Origin of the sequence: Mucilaginibacter sp. (assembly GCF_025362475.1) — a bacterium.
Classification (GTDB): Bacteria; Bacteroidota; Bacteroidia; order Sphingobacteriales; family Sphingobacteriaceae; genus Mucilaginibacter.
The window spans coordinates 196770-212505 of record NZ_JANYGH010000065.1; the positions used below are offsets into that span (position 1 = coordinate 196770).

Below are 15736 nucleotides of genomic sequence, written 5' to 3' on the forward strand. Positions count from 1 at the left end.
GATGACAGTAGAAAAAGAAATTAACGGCATAAATAAAAAGCCGCAGAAACCTAAGGATGAGGTTGTTATTCATGCCAGTGGTTTAAAGAAAGCTTTTGGAGAAAAAGAGGTATTGAAAAATATAACCTTTGATCTGAAACGCGGCGAAAACATGGTGGTGCTTGGCAAATCGGGTGAGGGTAAATCTGTTACCATACAATGCGTAGTAGGCATGTTGAAGCCCGATGAAGGCGATTTGAAGGTTTTTGGTGAAGACGTTGCAGATATGAGCGATGAAGAACTGAAGCAGCTGCGCATTAAAATAGGTTTCCTGTTCCAGAGCGGCGCTTTATATGATAGTATGACCGTACGCGAGAACCTCGAATTCCCGCTCACCAGGGTACTTAGGCTGAAAGACCAGGCAGAGATAGACAAAAAGGTAGAAGAGGTGCTGGATAACGTTGGATTGCTTGAGGCGATTGATAAAATGCCCTCAGATCTATCCGGAGGGATGCGTAAAAGGGTAGGGCTAGCCCGTACGTTGATTGTAAACCCGGAGATTATGCTTTACGATGAGCCAACCACAGGGCTTGATCCCATAACCTCGCGCGAGATCAGCGAACTCATACTCCATATGCAAAAAAAATATAAAACATCATCTATCATCATTACTCACGACCTGGAATGTGCCCGAATAACGGCCGACCGCATTGTGATCATGAACGATGGAGAATATATAGCCGAAGGTACCTGGAAAGAACTCCAAAAATCGGATAACGAACTTGTAAGATCATTTTTTAACGAAACAACATGAGAACCACATCATCGCAAAAAATAAAAATTGGACTATTTACCTTCGCCGGATTGGTGGTATTGGTTTTGGCTATATTCTTCATTGGTAACCAAAAAGGGATGTTCAACTCCACCTTTACAGTTTACGGCACATTCAAAAATGTAAGCGGCCTGCAGGTGGGTAATAACGTGCGTTTTGCCGGTATAAACGTTGGGGTAGTGCAGGCTATCAATATTGTAACAGATAGTTCGGTAAGGGTTGACCTTACGCTGAACAACAACGTAAAAAAGTTTGTAAAAGCCGATTCTAAGCTGAGTATAGGCAGCGATGGTTTAATGGGCGATAAACTGGTTGTTTTGGCGCCCGGGGGCGTAACCAGCACCCAGGAAGTACAGGATGGGGGCAGGTTGGCATCTGTAAACCCGGTGGATGTGGACAAGATAATAGTCAAACTTACAAAGGTGGCTGATAATGCAGAATCGATGACTGCAAGCCTGGCAGAAATTGTAGGCAAGATCAATAGCGGCAAGGGTAGTATTGGTCGCCTTTTAAATAATGAAAGCCTGTCCAGAAGCCTGGAAAGTACTGTAAAACAGGCACAAACAACCATGAAAAACGTACATGCCACTACCGGTACTTTAAATGAAGACCTGAAGGCCGCACAATCAAATTTCCTGTTGAAGGGTTTCTTTAATAAAAAGAAAAAAGCGGCAAAAGCCAAACAAGATTCTATCAAAAAAGTACAGGAAAACCTGCAGAAAGAAAAGGAAAAGGCAGCTAAGGATAAGGCGGATAATTAAAATTCAAACGGATAGCAGTAAAGTTAAAAAAGCAAAGGCCACGATTTTCGTAGCCTTTGCTTTTTTATAAATCTGTCACTCAGATAGGGAAGAAATTATTTCTGAACGATCTAAATATTATCGGTTTTACTCCGTTTTTCCATCAGGTTTAGCCGCAGGTTTCTTTTTAGGAGCAGCCTTTTTAACCGCAGGTTTTGGTTTTTCAACCTCCGGATGATCAATAACCAGAGGCAACTCTTGCTGGTGTGCCTCGTTTATGATTACAGTTGGTTCGGGATCATTAACGGGCATTACTTTAGCGGCAGGTTTTGCCGTTACCTCAGTTATTGCGCTTGGCAATTCGGCCAGGATAGTTCTGCCACCTTTTACAACATCACCAATATTTACTAATATTTTTGTGCCTAATGGCAAAAATACATCAACCCTTGATCCAAATTTGATAAAGCCAAATTGCTGGCCTTGTTCAACAATATCGCCTTCTTTTACATACCATACAATGCGGCGGGCCAATGCGCCGGCAATTTGCCTGAACAATACCGATACTCCTTCGCTATTTTGAACACAAACCGTGGTGCGTTCGTTCTCAGTTGATGATTTGGGGTGCCAGGCTACCAGGTATTTACCTTTATGATATTTAAAATAGCTCACCACGCCCGATATAGGGTTACGGTTTACGTGTACATTCACCGGCGACATAAATACCGATAGCTGGATACGTCTGTCTTTTAAAAACTCTGTTTCATCAGTTTCCTCTATCACCACTACTTTTCCATCTGCAGGACAAAGCACGGTAGTTTCATCGATGCTGATATCAAAGAATGGGCTGCGGAAAAACTGCACTATGATCAAAAAGAAAATGCCCGATAAAATGTAGATGATCCATTTTAACGTATGCGCTTCAGGAAAATAGAACTGTATCAGTGCATTGAGCACAAAAATAAACAGTACGGTGATGGCCAGTGAGGTGTATCCTTCTTTATGAAAAGTCATGTTATAGATGATTTATTACAAAATTACTAATTTGAAATGAAGTACAGGTATACATAAACAATTGGTGCGGCCATTAATAAGCCATCAAACCTATCCAGAAGGCCACCATGGCCCGGCAATATGCCTCCGCTATCCTTTACGTTAATACTGCGTTTAAACATGGATTCAACCAAATCGCCCATGGTACCAAAGCATGAAATAAGGATTGATATGGTAACCCATTGTTTCCAGGTAAGCTCTGTATAAAAATGACCCAATATAAGCGCTGCTACGGCGCTGATGATTATACCGCCAATTAAACCTTCATAAGTTTTTTTGGGTGAATGCCTTTCAAATAATTTTGTTTTACCCATTTTACTGCCTACAAGGTAAGCGCCTGTATCGTTACTCCATAAAATGATCAAAAATGCCAGCGGGATATGGAAGTTAAAGTTGCCGCCGATAAAAGCCATTGCATGAAAAAATGCGAAAGGGATTACAGCGAATATGATTCCCAAAAAGGTGAAAGCGATATTGCTGAATGGGGCAGGTGTTTTCTTATATAGTTCCTGCATAAATACCGCAGCACCGGCAAGTGGTATTAAAAGAAGCAGCTTTATAACAGCATGATTTCCGTTTAATGCAGATGAAATAAATTGTTCAGGATAGAAGAATAACGCGGTTCCGGCGAAGAGTAATGCACCGTAAGTTAACCCCGCAATAATGTTTGGTTGCGCCGTGTTTTGTTTTATGAGCTTATAAAATTCAAAAAGGCAAAATGATGCCAGCACAAGGTAAAACAAACTGAAAACATATGTACCCAATAAAGTGGAGGCAATCATCACGATGATGAAAAAGAAGCCTGTAATGGCGCGTAATCTCATAAATTAATTTGGTTGAGGATCATGATCTCAATGGCCTTGCTAAAATCCTCCTGATGAATGTAAACTTCTATATCGCCAAAGGCCCGGTGCGATGAATCTTGTTTGTTTAATAAAACGGTGTCAATATGGTGCCCGATAAGCACTTGCTTAACAATCTCTGATTGATAAAAATTGGATGAAGTGAAAATTTTGATCCAGTTTTTTTCCATCAATTACTTAACTCTGGCTTTTTACCAATTGCAACATACCTGTATATAAAAAGCAAAAATAAAACAATTATTATGCTAATAGCATACAGGGGGTAATTAAATACGTGTTGATCATCGGGATCTAATTTAATGGTTTTGTGCTGAAATAAGTAAGTGATAAGCACCGCGGAGCCATTATTTAAAAAGTGACCCCAAACACCTGTCCATACACTGCCACTATAGGCAACAAAATAACCAAATATGGCGCCAAGGAATACCCTTGGCAAAAAAGTAAAGAACTCCATATGAAAAGCGCTGAAAAGGATGGCTGTTATCCATATGGCAGCATGTTTATTGCGGGTCCATCTAATAAAAATAGTTTGAATTACACCGCGAAATAAAAACTCCTCTGCAATGGCCGTTAATAAGCCAACCACAAACAACGCCCACAGCAAAGCCCAGATGCTTTTCATATTCAGCATAGCCTCGGTAGCTTTTTGTGCCGATAGCTCCATGGCACGTAGTTTATCTTCAAGTCCTTTAAGCGCTGCAGGTAATGATAGCTTTTGATTAATATTACTTAACATCTCCATTACGGGCGATGAAAAAAGCATGATGGTGAATATGAGCAATAAAAAAACGGGCAGAAACTTAAAGGTTGGCTTTAAATAAGTTGCCGTATCTGATACAATGAACCTTGCAAAAAGTACCGGCGCAACAAATAAGGGTACTGTGGTACTCACTATTTGCAATATCCATAACGTAGTGCCAACATGCGGGTTTTGTGTATTGAAACTAAAGGTATCACCAAGCGTTTTAAAGCCGAATATAGCGAGTATTATCCCCGCTGCGATAAACGAAAAAACAATCACCAGGCCAATGGTTATACCCACAATTGATAAAAATTGTACAAATATAGATGGCTGATTTGTCTGCTGTATGTAGTCCTTTGTGGGTTCTTGTATCATTTGGGGTAAAATGCTTATTTTTGCAGGGCTAAAGATAAGCATGTCTGTACAAATAGGAAATATTGATTTAGGAGAGTTCCCGCTGTTGCTGGCGCCGATGGAAGATGTGAGCGATCCTCCCTTCCGTTATGTGTGTAAGCAACATGGCGCGGATATGATGTATACGGAGTTCATCTCATCAGAAGGATTGATACGTGATGCGGCCAAAAGCAGGGCGAAGCTTGATATATTTGAGTATGAACGCCCTATCGGTATCCAGATCTTCGGCAGCGATATCGATCATATGCGCGAAGCCACCGAGATAGCATCTCTTGCCGGTCCCGATTTAATGGATATTAATTATGGTTGCCCGGTAAAACAGGTAGCTTGTCGCGGTGCTGGCGCCAGTTTATTGCAGGATATTGACAAAATGGTAGCCATGACCAAGGCTGTTGTTGAAGCAACACACCTGCCTGTAACAGTAAAAACACGTTTAGGCTGGGATGATAATACCAAAAATGTTTATGAAGTGGCCGAGCGTCTGCAGGATGTTGGTATTAAAGCCCTCACCATACATGGCCGTACCAGGGCCCAGATGTATAAAGGCGTGGCTGATTGGTCATTAATCAGGGATATTAAAAAGAACCCGCGGATAAAAATCCCCATTTTCGGTAACGGAGACATCGATTCCCCGGAGAAAGCGGCCAATTGGAAAATGGAATTTGGCGTAGATGGCATGATGATAGGCCGGGCGGCAATTGGTTACCCCTGGATTTTTAGGGAGATAAAACATTTCTTTAATACCGGGGAACATTTAGATAAGCCCACCATTACCGAGCGGATTGCGGCTTGTTCAACCCATTTGCAAAAATCAATAGAATGGAAAGGCCCTAAAACAGGGATCTTTGAAATGCGCAGGCACTACTCCAACTACTTTAAAGGTATAGATCATTTTAAAGAATTCCGGATGAGGTTAGTGACCGCCGGCACCCTGGATGAAGTACAACAGATACTCGCCGAAATAGATGAAAAATATGCCATTGAAATGGCCTAATATTTGCTCCCATTCATTATATTTGAATTAATAAGAAATTAAATGCACATGGTTACCACTATAACAGAAGGCGTTAAGGTTTCCATAGAAACCATATACCAGCCCGAATATTCTAATCCGGCTAATGATCATTTTATGTTTGCTTATAAGGTGAATATCGAAAATATGAGCAACTACGCCATACAATTAATTAGCCGTCATTGGTATATTTTTGATTCTAACGGAGCCAAACGTGAAGTTGAAGGAGAAGGGGTGGTAGGCCAGCAACCGGTTATTGAACCAGGGCATTCCCATGAATATGTATCGGGCTGTAATCTTAAAACCGATATGGGCAGTATGAAAGGCGAGTATCAAATGAACCGTTTACTGGACAATGCCAGCTTTAATGTCCAGATTCCCGAATTTTATTTGATAGCACCTTACAGGATGAATTAAGATAATTGAAAATAAGATATAGGAGCCTGGATGAGTAATCATTCGGGCTTTTTGTTTGATAGGACTTTTTTGATAACCAACAAAAGTTTGTCTTGGGTAACGCTTGAAGCATCTATTCTCGGCGATGCTACTTATGATGCGTTTGTTGATGTAAGTGAATTTCTAAAAAGGGCTGTCACCCTGAGCTTGTCGAAGGGTCGCGCGCAGAGGCCTTTGCCCACATGCTTCGACAGGCTCAGCAGGACAGCCTTTTTTGAAATGTCATTTCACCTTCCACCATCTTTAACATTCCTGAGAATAACAAAGCGCTATTTTGCTTTCCTTAAAAAACTTTACACATAAGTGTAACCTCCTTTAAAATCATGTTGTCATAACTTACAAATACACCAATAGTGGTGATTACAAAAAAGTTAACAACATAATAAATTATAGAAATCATGGATACCGGGAATTTAGGAATATTAGCAGGCATTGTTATCTCACTTGGCTTTTTCGCAATGATCTTTGCAATCATTTACCTGTACAAGCGCGAAAGAATGGCAATGATTGAACGTGGCATGGATCCACGCAGTTACAAACCACAATCAGCACCTTACCAAAACTTAAAATGGGGGTTATTACTTATCGGCTCAGGAATAGGATTGTTCCTTGCTTTTATTTTAGATCACTCCGTATTTCGTAGCATGGATGATGATGTGTTTTTCCTTTACTTATCACTTATAGCCATCTTTGGTGGCGCGGGCTTGTTCCTGTCATATAAGATAGAGAAAAAGGAAGTATTGGATAGGGAAGATGTGAGATTAGAGAAATAAGAGAACCCTTAGTCATAAATAAAAAAGTCGCGGTTAATTAATTAACCGCGACTTTTTTATTTATCTGAACTTGTGGAGATTTTACCCAATACCATACCGCTCCTTAAAAATATTCAGGTGGTGTAGCTCGTGCCCGGCCAGCATGTAAACAAATGCCCTAACGGTGAACCGGCTGTTGCTGGCGATGCCATCGCGCAGTAACTGATCATCGCTAAAGCCTTTAATCATATAGATATTTGATAAGCGGGCGGCTTTAAATTCTTCGGCCAGATCACTGATGCTGACTTTACTTAAATCATGATTATTAACGTAAATATCCTGGTCAAACCCTGGCAGCTCCACATGGTTGCAGGAAAACACCAGTGCCCGGTATGCAAAAGTCCGCTCTGTATCTATCATATGGCCAAGGGCTTGCTTAACCGTCCACTTGCCGGGAGCATACGCGTAAGTAGCCTGCTCGTTGGTAAGGTTGCTGAATAGCTGGTAGCTTGATGTCATCAATTGCTCCAATAATTCAATTACATTTTCATTGGGCACAAGGCCAACATAGCCCGCCGCAAATGGCGAATATTCATCAGGACTTGGTTTGCTTATTATCATTGCGTGTGTTTTTTAATACTATCCTAAAGGTTGTACCCTTGCCTACTTCAGAATCTTTTACAAAGATCTGGCCGTTGTGATAGTTCTCTATCATACGTTTGGTTAAGGACAAGCCCAATCCCCAACCGCGTTTACGGGTGGTATATCCCGGCTGAAAAACGGTATCAAATTTAGAGCGCGGGATGCCTTTACCAGTATCCGTTACATCAATAAATACCTGGTTCTTTACTTTATTGCCACTGATGTCAACCTTAATACTACCTTTTCCGTCTATGGCGTTAACGGCGTTTTTAAGCAGGTTCTCTATTACCCAATCAAACAACGGTACGTTAAGGCCTGCTTTAAGGTGGGGGTTTCCACTCATTTCAAAACTGATGTTTTTACTTACACGTACCCTAAAATAATCAACATAATCCTTCACTACTTCATAAACCCCATGCTCTTCCAATACAGGTTTTGATCCTATTTTTGAGAAACGATCGGCTACAATTTCCAGTCGTTTTACATCGTTTTCCATTTCGGCCACCAGCACATCATCTTCTGCGTTGAATTTTTCTTTCATCAACTCTATCCATGCCATTAATGATGATATCGGGGTGCCCAGCTGGTGAGCGGTTTCTTTAGCCAAACCAACCCAAACCTGGTCTTGCTCAGATTTGCGGGAAGAGCTAAACGCGGTATACGCCATGAGCAGGAATATGGCAATTACAGTTAACTGGATATAAGGAAAAATCCGTAATTGCTGCAACAGGGGAGAGTCTTTATAAAACACTAGAGTCTCCTCGCCCAAAATCTGGAGTTTAATAGGTTCATGCTGCTTTTTCATGTATGCCAGCTCAGCCTTAAAATAATCAGGGTCGTATTTTTTCTTGTTGCCTACGGATGGAAGATCGATAAAGGTTTTGGTAGTATCCAATCCCCGGGATAAGCGAATGTCTCCTTTGCCGTCAGTAACAATGGCTGGTACAATTAGGCTGTCGCGCACGGCTATCGTATATTGTAAAAAGTCGTTATCGTCGGAGTTTAGGATCTGCCTCATGCTCATGGCCCAAACCTGCGCACGCGTCCGTTCAGACCGGGCAATGTTTTTAACAAGGTACCGGGTATAAATTAAGGAACCGCTGGCAATTACAACCGCGAACGCGAGTAGTAAATACTTCCACCGTTTTTTTTGCTGATATGGGTTCATGCTGGCCAAGCCTCAAATAACGTAAAATTATTTCAGATGTACAGATAGGCCGATGTGCAGATTATAGATTTCAGATGTGCAGATTGGGAAAAAACAAATAGATGTAAACGAAAATTAACATGATTTAACATTTTCAAATCTTCAAATAAGCAAATTTTCAAATCATCTGCACATCTGAAATTTGAAATCTGCACATCTAAAATAACCTTATCTTTGCGCCATCATGACCGATAAAAAAGTAAGAGTTCGTTTTGCGCCAAGCCCAACAGGTGGTTTGCACCTGGGTGGTGTTCGTACCGTATTGTTTAACTATTTATTCGCCAAAAAACATCATGGCGATTTTGTTTTGAGAATTGAGGATACCGACCAGACCCGTTATGTGGAAGGTGCCGAGCAATATATTTTAGATTGCCTTAAATGGTGTGGTTTACATCCGGATGAAAGTCCGGTTGAGGGTGGCCCCTTTGCACCATATCGCCAAAGCGAACGGAAGTGCATTTATCGCGAATATGCCGAACGCCTGGTGATGCAGGGGCATGCCTATTATGCATTTGATACTGCCGAAGAACTGGATAAAAACCGTAAAGAGATCCCCAACTTTCAATACGGGCAGGTTTATCGCGAAACATTGCGTAACTCCATTTCGCTGCCGCAGCACGAGGTGGATGCCTTGCTGGACGCGCATACACCTCACGTTATCCGCATAAAAATGCCTGCTGATGAAACAGTAAGCTTTAATGATATGATACGCGGGCATGTAAGTTTTGAAACCAACCAGGTTGATGATAAGGTTTTATTGAAAGCCGATGGAATGCCTACATACCATTTGGCTGTAGTGGTTGATGATTACCTGATGAAAATTTCGCATGCTTTCCGCGGTGAAGAGTGGTTGCCGTCGGCGCCCGTACATTTGCTGCTTTGGGAATACCTGGGCTGGAAAGCCGAGATGCCGCAATGGGCGCATTTGCCATTGATATTAAAACCAGATGGCCATGGTAAATTGAGCAAACGGGATGGCGCACGCCTGGGTTTCCCGGTATACGCTATGACATGGTTTGATGCAAAAACCGGCGAACTTACCCCTGGTTTCCGCGAGCTGGGCTTTTTGCCCGAAGCGTTTTTAAACCTGTTGGCCACCCTGGGCTGGAATGATGGTACCGACCAGGAAATATTTACGCTGGATGAGCTTATAGAAAAATTCTCGATAGAGCGGGTTAGCAAAGCCGGCGCCAAGTTTGATTTTGAAAAAGCCAAATGGTTCAATGCCGAATGGATAAAACGCTCGGAAGTTGGCAGTTTGAAGCCGGCAGTTAGCAAGGTTTTGGCAGATAAAGGGATTGTTGTTACTGACGATGAAAAACTGGAAACGGTTATCAACCTGGTAAAAGACCGCTGTGTGGTATTGCCTGATTTTTATCAGCAGGCAGGTTACTTTTTTGAACAGCCTAAGGAGTATGATCTGAATGCTGTAAAACCAAAATGGACAGATGCCAAAACGGATTTCTTTAATGCGTTAACAGAGCTGTTAAGCACAGGTGGCGATATCGAAGCTCATGACCTGGAAACCAAATTTAAAGCCCTGGCCGAAGAAAAGACACTAAAGGTTGGGGATGTGATGTTGCCTTTCCGCATTATGCTGGTTGGCGGCAAGTTTGGCCCGCATGTATTTGATATAGCAGCTTTGTTGGGTAAAGAGGAAACCATCAGAAGGATAGAGAAAGCTTTGGAGGCGTTTAGCGCCCCAGCCCCCTGAAGGGGGAGCTTTTAATTTGCAATGCGATATAATAATAAAAAAAGAGGGCTTTGACGGCCCTCTTTTTTTATTATGGTGGATGATGTTATTTTAACGAATATATCCAGTTAATAATTTGTTTGATTTCGGCTGGTTTCAGGTTTGGATGCGCGGGCATATCCACATCGCCCCAAACACCGTGGCCTCCTGTTGTTACCTTTTTAATCAGGTGACTGGTTGAAGCGGCATTGCCAGGGTACTTCTTTGCAACCTCGGTAAATGCCGGGCCTACTGACTTTTCGGATACCTTATGGCATGCCTGGCAATCTAACGACATCATGAGTGTCTTCCCGGCAGCGTTTGCTTGCATGCTGGCCATTTTTAGTTTCATATCGGGCGAATCCTGGCCGGCCAAAACGGCTATGGTTTTACTTAGGGTAGCGGCATCCCGGTCGTCCTTAACTTCAACAGAAACATTGTAGGTGCCTTTTTTGGTATAGGTGTAAAGCAGCTTTGGCAGCTGAGTTGTTTTTTTGATACCATTGCCCAGGTTCCAGGTATAGGTCAATTTATCCTTCTCGGGATCGGTTGCTGTTACCGTAAATAATACAGGCAATGGCAATTTGCCATACAGTTTATTGGCGGCTATCGCTTTTACTTCGGGGGCACGGTTGCCTGTGTTATAATCAATACGTGCCAGGCCGGCATCTTTGTTTTTGGTAAACCAGCCTGAGCCATATTCCAAAACATATATCCTGCCATCGGGGCCTGTTTCCATGTCAATAGGCGCGTTAAATTTGCTTGTAGCCATAAAGGGTTCCATTTTATCCAGGTCGCCGTTTGGTTGCAGGGTAAGCACTTTTATCCAGCCACGAATCCAATCGTAAAAAAACACTTTTTTGTTATAATAATCTGGCAGGCGGGTAGCTTTTGGATACAGATCGGTATAATAAATAGGCCCAGCCATAGCGGTACGGCCTCCGGAGCCAACCTGCGGAAATTCTTTCGATTCGCCGTAAGGGTACCAGATAAATGCCGGTTGGGCGGGTGGTAACTCTCTTAAGCCCGTGTTGTTTTTTGAATCATTTATCGGGTGCAAAGGATCAAAATTTGGTCCGGACTCGCCGGTTGCATAATTGTAGGCATGGTAAGGGATATTTGGACCGATAAACAATGGCCACCCGAAGAAGCCTGCGGTTTTGGCCTGGTTAAACTCGTCGTAACCACGCGGGCCTCTGGTGGCTAAGCTATCATTATTGGCATCCGGGCCAACTTCACCCCAGTACAGGTAGCCGTTCTTTTTGTCTACGGCTATGCGGTAGGGGTTTCTGTCACCCATTACATAAATTTCTGGCCTTGTGCCGGCTATCCCTGGTTTAAACAGGTTTCCTTCGGGGATGGTATAGCTACCATCATCTTTTATTTTTATCCTTAATATCTTACCCCGTAAATCGTTGGTGTTACCTGCCGAACGTCTGGAATCATGGTTTAAATACTCCGGGCGATCATCTAATGGCGCAAAGGCGTGCGTATCATGAGGTTGTTTTTTGCCTTCATCAAACGGGGTGGTGTTATCGCCGGTAGATAGAAAAAGGGTATGATCGGGCCCAAAGGCTACGGAGCCGCCGGTATGGCAGCAGATCTCGCGCTGCGAGTACAATTGCAATACTATTTTTTCTGATTTGTTATCAATGGTATCTCCAGTCATGGTAAAGCGCGACAGACGGTTAACCGAAGTATCAGACGGGCTGTAGTAAATGTAAACGTAATGGTTGGTTTTAAAATCCGGATCGGCCTGTATTCCTAAAACGCCCTCTTCCGCATTTACTCCTTTTTTGGTACGGGTTTTAAAATAAGCATCTAAAAAGCCCGCTTGCTTCACTGTTTTTGTTGCATTTTTAAACAGCATGATCTCGCCGCGGCGCTGGGTTACCAAAATATCCAGGTTGGGTAATATGGTCATTTCGGTTGGCTCATAAAAAGTGCCTTGTATAAGCGAGGTTTTTGAAAAACGGTTTTCTTCGGGCACCCGTAAAGTAGTACATTTAGAATAGTCCAGTTTTTTGTTATCGCCAATGGCGTATTGAATACCGCCCAGCAAATGTTTTAAATAGGCCGGGTCGCTGTATGATTCATCGGTATGGCCAAGCTCGGTATAAAATGCTCTGCCGTTCTCAAAATTATGGTACCAGGCCATAGGGTGGTTAACACCATTTGTGCCGCCCTTATAACTGTTTTCATCAATAGTGATGAGTACATGAATATTTTTGCTGATGGATTTAAAGTTGTACCATTCGTCGGTCCTCTTCCAGGTATCAGACAGGGCGCGGGTTGATGGATGGTTTTTATCAATAACATTTAAAACGGCTTCCTGCATGGCTGGGTGGCTATCAAAGTAGGCACCCACTAAGCGGCCATACCAGTGCCAGTCATACTCGGCATCCGCGGCAGCGTGTACGCCTACGTAATTACCGCCTGCCTGCATATAGCGTTCCAGGTCGGCTTGCTGGTAATTATTAAGCATATAGCCTGTTGTGCTTAAAAACACAACGGCCGAATACTTGCTTAAAGTTGCTTCAGTGATCTTCGCGGCATCGGAGGTGGTATCAACCGAAAAATTGTTTTCGGCGCCGAGCTTTATAATGGCCGCTGTACCCACGGCGATAGAAGCATGATGATAGCCCGATGTTTTGGTAAACACCAGTATTTTGGGCTTCTCAACTATTTTACTAAAATTAAACACCAGTACGCTGAGCGCAAGGAGCAGGGTGGATTTAAATCGCATAGTTTAAATATGGGTTATGATGGTTTGGCGGAATTAGTAATTTTTCGGCTCTAAAGATAAAAAAAACAATCGATTGCGGGTTTCGTATCTTAAATATTACATCTTAAATTTTGGCAACCTTATCCGTGTTATTGGCATAACAGGTAAATATTTCAAAGCCGGTAGGTTTATTGATCCCGAAAAGGGCAAGGTACTTACCAGGGTTTATAAAGATGAGTAGCATAAATAAACAGTTTTTGGTTGAGCGGGGCCGAAAGAGATTATAACTGGCTGATGGATTATTAGATGAAAAGGTAATATTGCCTGACAAAACGGGCCTAATAAAATTCACACAAAAGCAAATTTTTATCTCGCAAAGAAATCGCGTTGCCGATAACGATTAAACTTGCAATAAATTATAGTGTTGGGTATTATTTTTAATACAAAAAGCAATAATTTGTTGGCAAACTGAACTTTATCCAGTACTTTTAAGTCCCTTAATTAACTGGCTATGATCCGCGTACGATCTAAGAATGTGCTATTGATTGCTCCCGAAACTTTCTCGGTAGAGTTGTTGTCTAATAACAAACAATTCAGGCACATCTCGGCAACGAGTCATATCTTTCCATCTATACATGAGCAAAAGCCCAATGTAGTGATATTGGACTATGATCACCTGACCAATGATATTGAAAAGATATTACGGCGACTGCAATCAAACCCCGCATACGGTAAAATTAAGATCTGCTGCTACAAGCAAAAAGAACATACAAAGGTTGATAGCCTACTAAAAGCCCTTGGTGTCGACCACATTTTTTATCCCCATGATTTCGAGAAAACTGAAAAAAGCAATGGAATTGTAAATGCATTTGCCAATGTTTTCGATGTCAGTCTTTTGGGGTTGCTTGTAAGAACTTCAAATTAGAAAAGTGTATTAACACCTTGCTTTGTGCAGGCTGTTTGTGAGTATGGCCATGATTTGGCTAAAGCCACTCTTGCTATCTATTTATCCGCCCCATAAATGGGACGGCAATGAATTAAAGCGTTATTTACCTTCAATTCTTCATTGCCGTTGGTTGAAACCAACGGATAGAAAGTATTATCCAAGCATGTCTTTAGCCTAAATAATCATCATTTCGCAATGGCAGGAGGTATACCAGTAATTTGTGTCCCCACATACAGCTATCTCCTGGCTTTGTGCAGGTATTTGAGCTGAAAAAAGGCAGGGACAAAAAAATAGCCCCTTAAAAGGGGCCGTAGTTTTAATCAATCCATTCAAACTTAGTATAGGGCACCAGTACCTCCGGTATCTTAATGCCCCTTTCTGTTTGGTTGTTCTCCAGCAATGTAGCCACAATACGCGGCAAAGCCAATGCGCTGCCATTAAGCGTATGTGCAAGCTGAGTTTTACCTTCGGCATTGCGGAAACGCAGTTTAAGGCGATTGCTCTGGAATGTTTCGAAATTGGATACGGAAGAAACTTCCAGCCAGCGTTGTTGAGCAGCACTCCAGGTTTCCATATCATAGGTTAAAGCCGAGCCAAAACCCATATCGCCGCCGCAAAGGCGCAATACACGGTAGGGCAGCCCAAGATTTTGCAATAACCCCTGCACATGGGCGCTCATAAGCTCCAGGGTTTCGTATGATTTATCGGGGTGTGCTATCTGTACAATCTCCACCTTATCAAACTGGTGCAGGCGGTTAAGTCCGCGTACATGTGCACCGTATGAACCTGCTTCACGACGGAAGCATGGCGTGTGGCCGCAGTTTTTAACGGGCAGGTCATCTCCCTTAAGTATCACATCGCGGTATAGGTTGGTGATAGGCACTTCGGCTGTCGGGATGAGGTATAATTCATCTTCATTTACAAAGTACATCTGCCCTTCCTTATCAGGAAGTTGACCTGTACCAAAACCAGAATCCTTATTAACCATCAATGGTACGCTAACTTCGCTGTAGCCTGCTTTTTCGGCTTCATCAATAAAATAATTGATTAAGGCGCGTTGAAGTTTGGCTCCTTTGTTTTTATATACCGGGAAGCCAGCCCCGGTTATTTTAACGCCAAGTTCAAAGTCAATTAAGCTGTATTTTGCTGCCAGCTCCCAATGTGGCAATGCATTTGCAGGCAATTCGGGCTTAGCGCCATTCTCTAAAACCACCTCATTCTCTTCGGGGGTTAAGCCTTTTGGTACAGAGCTATGTGGCAAATTAGGGAGTAATACCAGTTTTTGATATAGTTCTTCCTCGGTTGCGGCAAGTTGCTCGGCAAACTTTTTTATATCTTCTTTCCAGGTTCCTGTTTTTGATTTTACCTCTTCAGCTTCGGCTTTTTTGCCGGCACGCATCAGCTCGCCAATTTGTTTGGCGGCAGCATTGGCCTCGGCCGAAACAGTATCCATACTGGTTTGGGTTGAACGACGTTTATCATCTAACCCTATTATCTCATCAACCAGTTCGGGCTGTTTAAAATTTTTTACAGCCAAACGTTCTAAAACCTGTTCCCTGTTATCACGGATATAACTAACTTGCAGCATTATTTTATTTTTTGACAAAGATATAATCAGTTGGCGGTTTGCGGCGTGCAGTTTGC

Annotated in this window: 14 protein-coding genes and 1 pseudogene; 7 read left to right on the plus strand and 8 right to left on the minus strand. The window is 42.5% G+C overall.

Going from position 1 to position 15736, the window contains the following annotated elements:
- Nucleotide 1 precedes the first annotated feature (1 nt).
- On the plus strand, nt 2-793 hold the full coding sequence (locus Q0R88_RS22800) for an ATP-binding cassette domain-containing protein (protein ID WP_295720725.1): 792 nt from the start codon (nt 2-4) through the stop codon (nt 791-793).
- The gene (locus tag Q0R88_RS22805; protein WP_295720726.1) at nt 790-1572 is read left to right on the plus strand and encodes an MlaD family protein; all 783 of its coding nucleotides are present in this window, start codon (nt 790-792) and stop codon (nt 1570-1572) included. Before Q0R88_RS22800 ends, Q0R88_RS22805 begins: the two co-directional genes overlap by 4 nt.
- A gap of 336 nt (nt 1573-1908) precedes the next feature.
- On the opposite strand, the pseudogene Q0R88_RS22810 reads toward Q0R88_RS22805, so the two are convergent.
- From Q0R88_RS22810 to Q0R88_RS22825, 4 genes and pseudogenes are all read right to left on the minus strand, one after another.
- Nucleotides 1909-2562, minus strand: a pseudogene (locus Q0R88_RS22810) (phosphatidylserine decarboxylase family protein); the annotation flags it as partial.
- A gap of 26 nt (nt 2563-2588) precedes the next feature.
- A complete protein-coding gene (locus Q0R88_RS22815; RefSeq protein ID WP_295720727.1) occupies nt 2589-3425 on the minus strand; it encodes a phosphatidate cytidylyltransferase in 837 nt (278 codons plus the stop codon).
- A complete protein-coding gene (locus Q0R88_RS22820; RefSeq protein WP_295720728.1) occupies nt 3422-3634 on the minus strand; it encodes a hypothetical protein in 213 nt (70 codons plus the stop codon). Before Q0R88_RS22820 ends, Q0R88_RS22815 begins: the two co-directional genes overlap by 4 nt.
- Entirely contained in the window at nt 3634-4581 is a 948-nt protein-coding gene (locus Q0R88_RS22825; RefSeq protein ID WP_295720729.1) for a CPBP family intramembrane glutamic endopeptidase, read from the minus strand. The genes Q0R88_RS22820 and Q0R88_RS22825 overlap by 1 nt, the downstream gene beginning before the upstream one ends.
- Before the next feature lie 40 nt (nt 4582-4621).
- On the opposite strand from Q0R88_RS22825, the gene dusB reads away from it, so the two are divergent.
- From dusB to Q0R88_RS22840, 3 genes are all read left to right on the plus strand, one after another.
- The gene (dusB, locus tag Q0R88_RS22830) at nt 4622-5614 is read left to right on the plus strand and encodes a tRNA dihydrouridine synthase DusB (protein ID WP_295720730.1); all 993 of its coding nucleotides are present in this window, start codon (nt 4622-4624) and stop codon (nt 5612-5614) included.
- 48 nt (nt 5615-5662) lie between these two features.
- The gene (apaG, locus tag Q0R88_RS22835; RefSeq protein WP_295720731.1) at nt 5663-6049 is read left to right on the plus strand and encodes a Co2+/Mg2+ efflux protein ApaG; all 387 of its coding nucleotides are present in this window, start codon (nt 5663-5665) and stop codon (nt 6047-6049) included.
- 437 nt (nt 6050-6486) lie between these two features.
- Nucleotides 6487-6861 (plus strand): DUF6249 domain-containing protein, encoded by a 375-nt coding sequence (locus Q0R88_RS22840; protein WP_295720732.1) that lies wholly within the window; start codon nt 6487-6489, stop codon nt 6859-6861.
- A gap of 81 nt (nt 6862-6942) precedes the next feature.
- Here Q0R88_RS22840 and Q0R88_RS22845 read toward each other — a convergent pair whose 3' ends face one another.
- Together Q0R88_RS22845 and Q0R88_RS22850 are read right to left on the minus strand one after the other, a co-directional pair.
- Complete coding sequence (locus tag Q0R88_RS22845; RefSeq protein WP_295720733.1) at nt 6943-7461, minus strand: DinB family protein; 519 nt, start codon at nt 7459-7461, stop codon at nt 6943-6945.
- Nucleotides 7436-8650 carry a HAMP domain-containing sensor histidine kinase gene (locus Q0R88_RS22850; RefSeq protein WP_295720734.1) on the minus strand — a complete coding sequence of 405 codons (1215 nt, stop codon included), beginning with the start codon at nt 8648-8650 and terminating at the stop codon, nt 7436-7438. Before Q0R88_RS22850 ends, Q0R88_RS22845 begins: the two co-directional genes overlap by 26 nt.
- 223 nt (nt 8651-8873) lie before the next feature.
- Here Q0R88_RS22850 and gltX point away from each other — a divergent pair, with 223 nt between their 5' ends.
- A complete protein-coding gene (gltX, locus tag Q0R88_RS22855) occupies nt 8874-10403 on the plus strand; it encodes a glutamate--tRNA ligase (protein WP_295720735.1) in 1530 nt (509 codons plus the stop codon).
- 85 nt (nt 10404-10488) lie between these two features.
- Here the strand turns inward: gltX and Q0R88_RS22860 are convergent, their stop codons facing one another.
- Nucleotides 10489-13167 (minus strand): ThuA domain-containing protein, encoded by a 2679-nt coding sequence (locus Q0R88_RS22860; RefSeq protein ID WP_295720736.1) that lies wholly within the window; start codon nt 13165-13167, stop codon nt 10489-10491.
- Between the two features lie 490 nt (nt 13168-13657).
- Here Q0R88_RS22860 and Q0R88_RS22865 point away from each other — a divergent pair, with 490 nt between their 5' ends.
- On the plus strand, nt 13658-14071 hold the full coding sequence (locus Q0R88_RS22865) for a hypothetical protein (RefSeq protein ID WP_295720737.1): 414 nt from the start codon (nt 13658-13660) through the stop codon (nt 14069-14071).
- 337 nt (nt 14072-14408) lie between these two features.
- On the opposite strand, the gene serS is transcribed toward Q0R88_RS22865, so the two are convergent.
- Nucleotides 14409-15680, minus strand: coding sequence for a serine--tRNA ligase (gene serS, locus Q0R88_RS22870; protein ID WP_295720738.1), 1272 nt, complete (start codon nt 15678-15680; stop codon nt 14409-14411).
- Nucleotides 15681-15736: the final 56 nt, after the last annotated feature.

Coding starts and splice junctions, on each gene's coding strand:
- Q0R88_RS22800 (WP_295720725.1), top strand. CDS start 2: ATGACAGTAGAAAAAGAAATTAACGGCATAAATAAAAAGCCGCAGAAA.
- Q0R88_RS22805 (WP_295720726.1), top strand. CDS start 790: ATGAGAACCACATCATCGCAAAAAATAAAAATTGGACTATTTACCTTC.
- Q0R88_RS22815 (WP_295720727.1), bottom strand. CDS start 3,425: ATGAGATTACGCGCCATTACAGGCTTCTTTTTCATCATCGTGATGATT.
- Q0R88_RS22820 (WP_295720728.1), bottom strand. CDS start 3,634: ATGGAAAAAAACTGGATCAAAATTTTCACTTCATCCAATTTTTATCAA.
- Q0R88_RS22825 (WP_295720729.1), bottom strand. CDS start 4,581: ATGATACAAGAACCCACAAAGGACTACATACAGCAGACAAATCAGCCA.
- dusB (WP_295720730.1), top strand. CDS start 4,622: ATGTCTGTACAAATAGGAAATATTGATTTAGGAGAGTTCCCGCTGTTG.
- apaG (WP_295720731.1), top strand. CDS start 5,663: ATGGTTACCACTATAACAGAAGGCGTTAAGGTTTCCATAGAAACCATA.
- Q0R88_RS22840 (WP_295720732.1), top strand. CDS start 6,487: ATGGATACCGGGAATTTAGGAATATTAGCAGGCATTGTTATCTCACTT.
- Q0R88_RS22845 (WP_295720733.1), bottom strand. CDS start 7,461: ATGATAATAAGCAAACCAAGTCCTGATGAATATTCGCCATTTGCGGCG.
- Q0R88_RS22850 (WP_295720734.1), bottom strand. CDS start 8,650: ATGAACCCATATCAGCAAAAAAAACGGTGGAAGTATTTACTACTCGCG.
- gltX (WP_295720735.1), top strand. CDS start 8,874: ATGACCGATAAAAAAGTAAGAGTTCGTTTTGCGCCAAGCCCAACAGGT.
- Q0R88_RS22860 (WP_295720736.1), bottom strand. CDS start 13,167: ATGCGATTTAAATCCACCCTGCTCCTTGCGCTCAGCGTACTGGTGTTT.
- Q0R88_RS22865 (WP_295720737.1), top strand. CDS start 13,658: ATGATCCGCGTACGATCTAAGAATGTGCTATTGATTGCTCCCGAAACT.
- serS (WP_295720738.1), bottom strand. CDS start 15,680: ATGCTGCAAGTTAGTTATATCCGTGATAACAGGGAACAGGTTTTAGAA.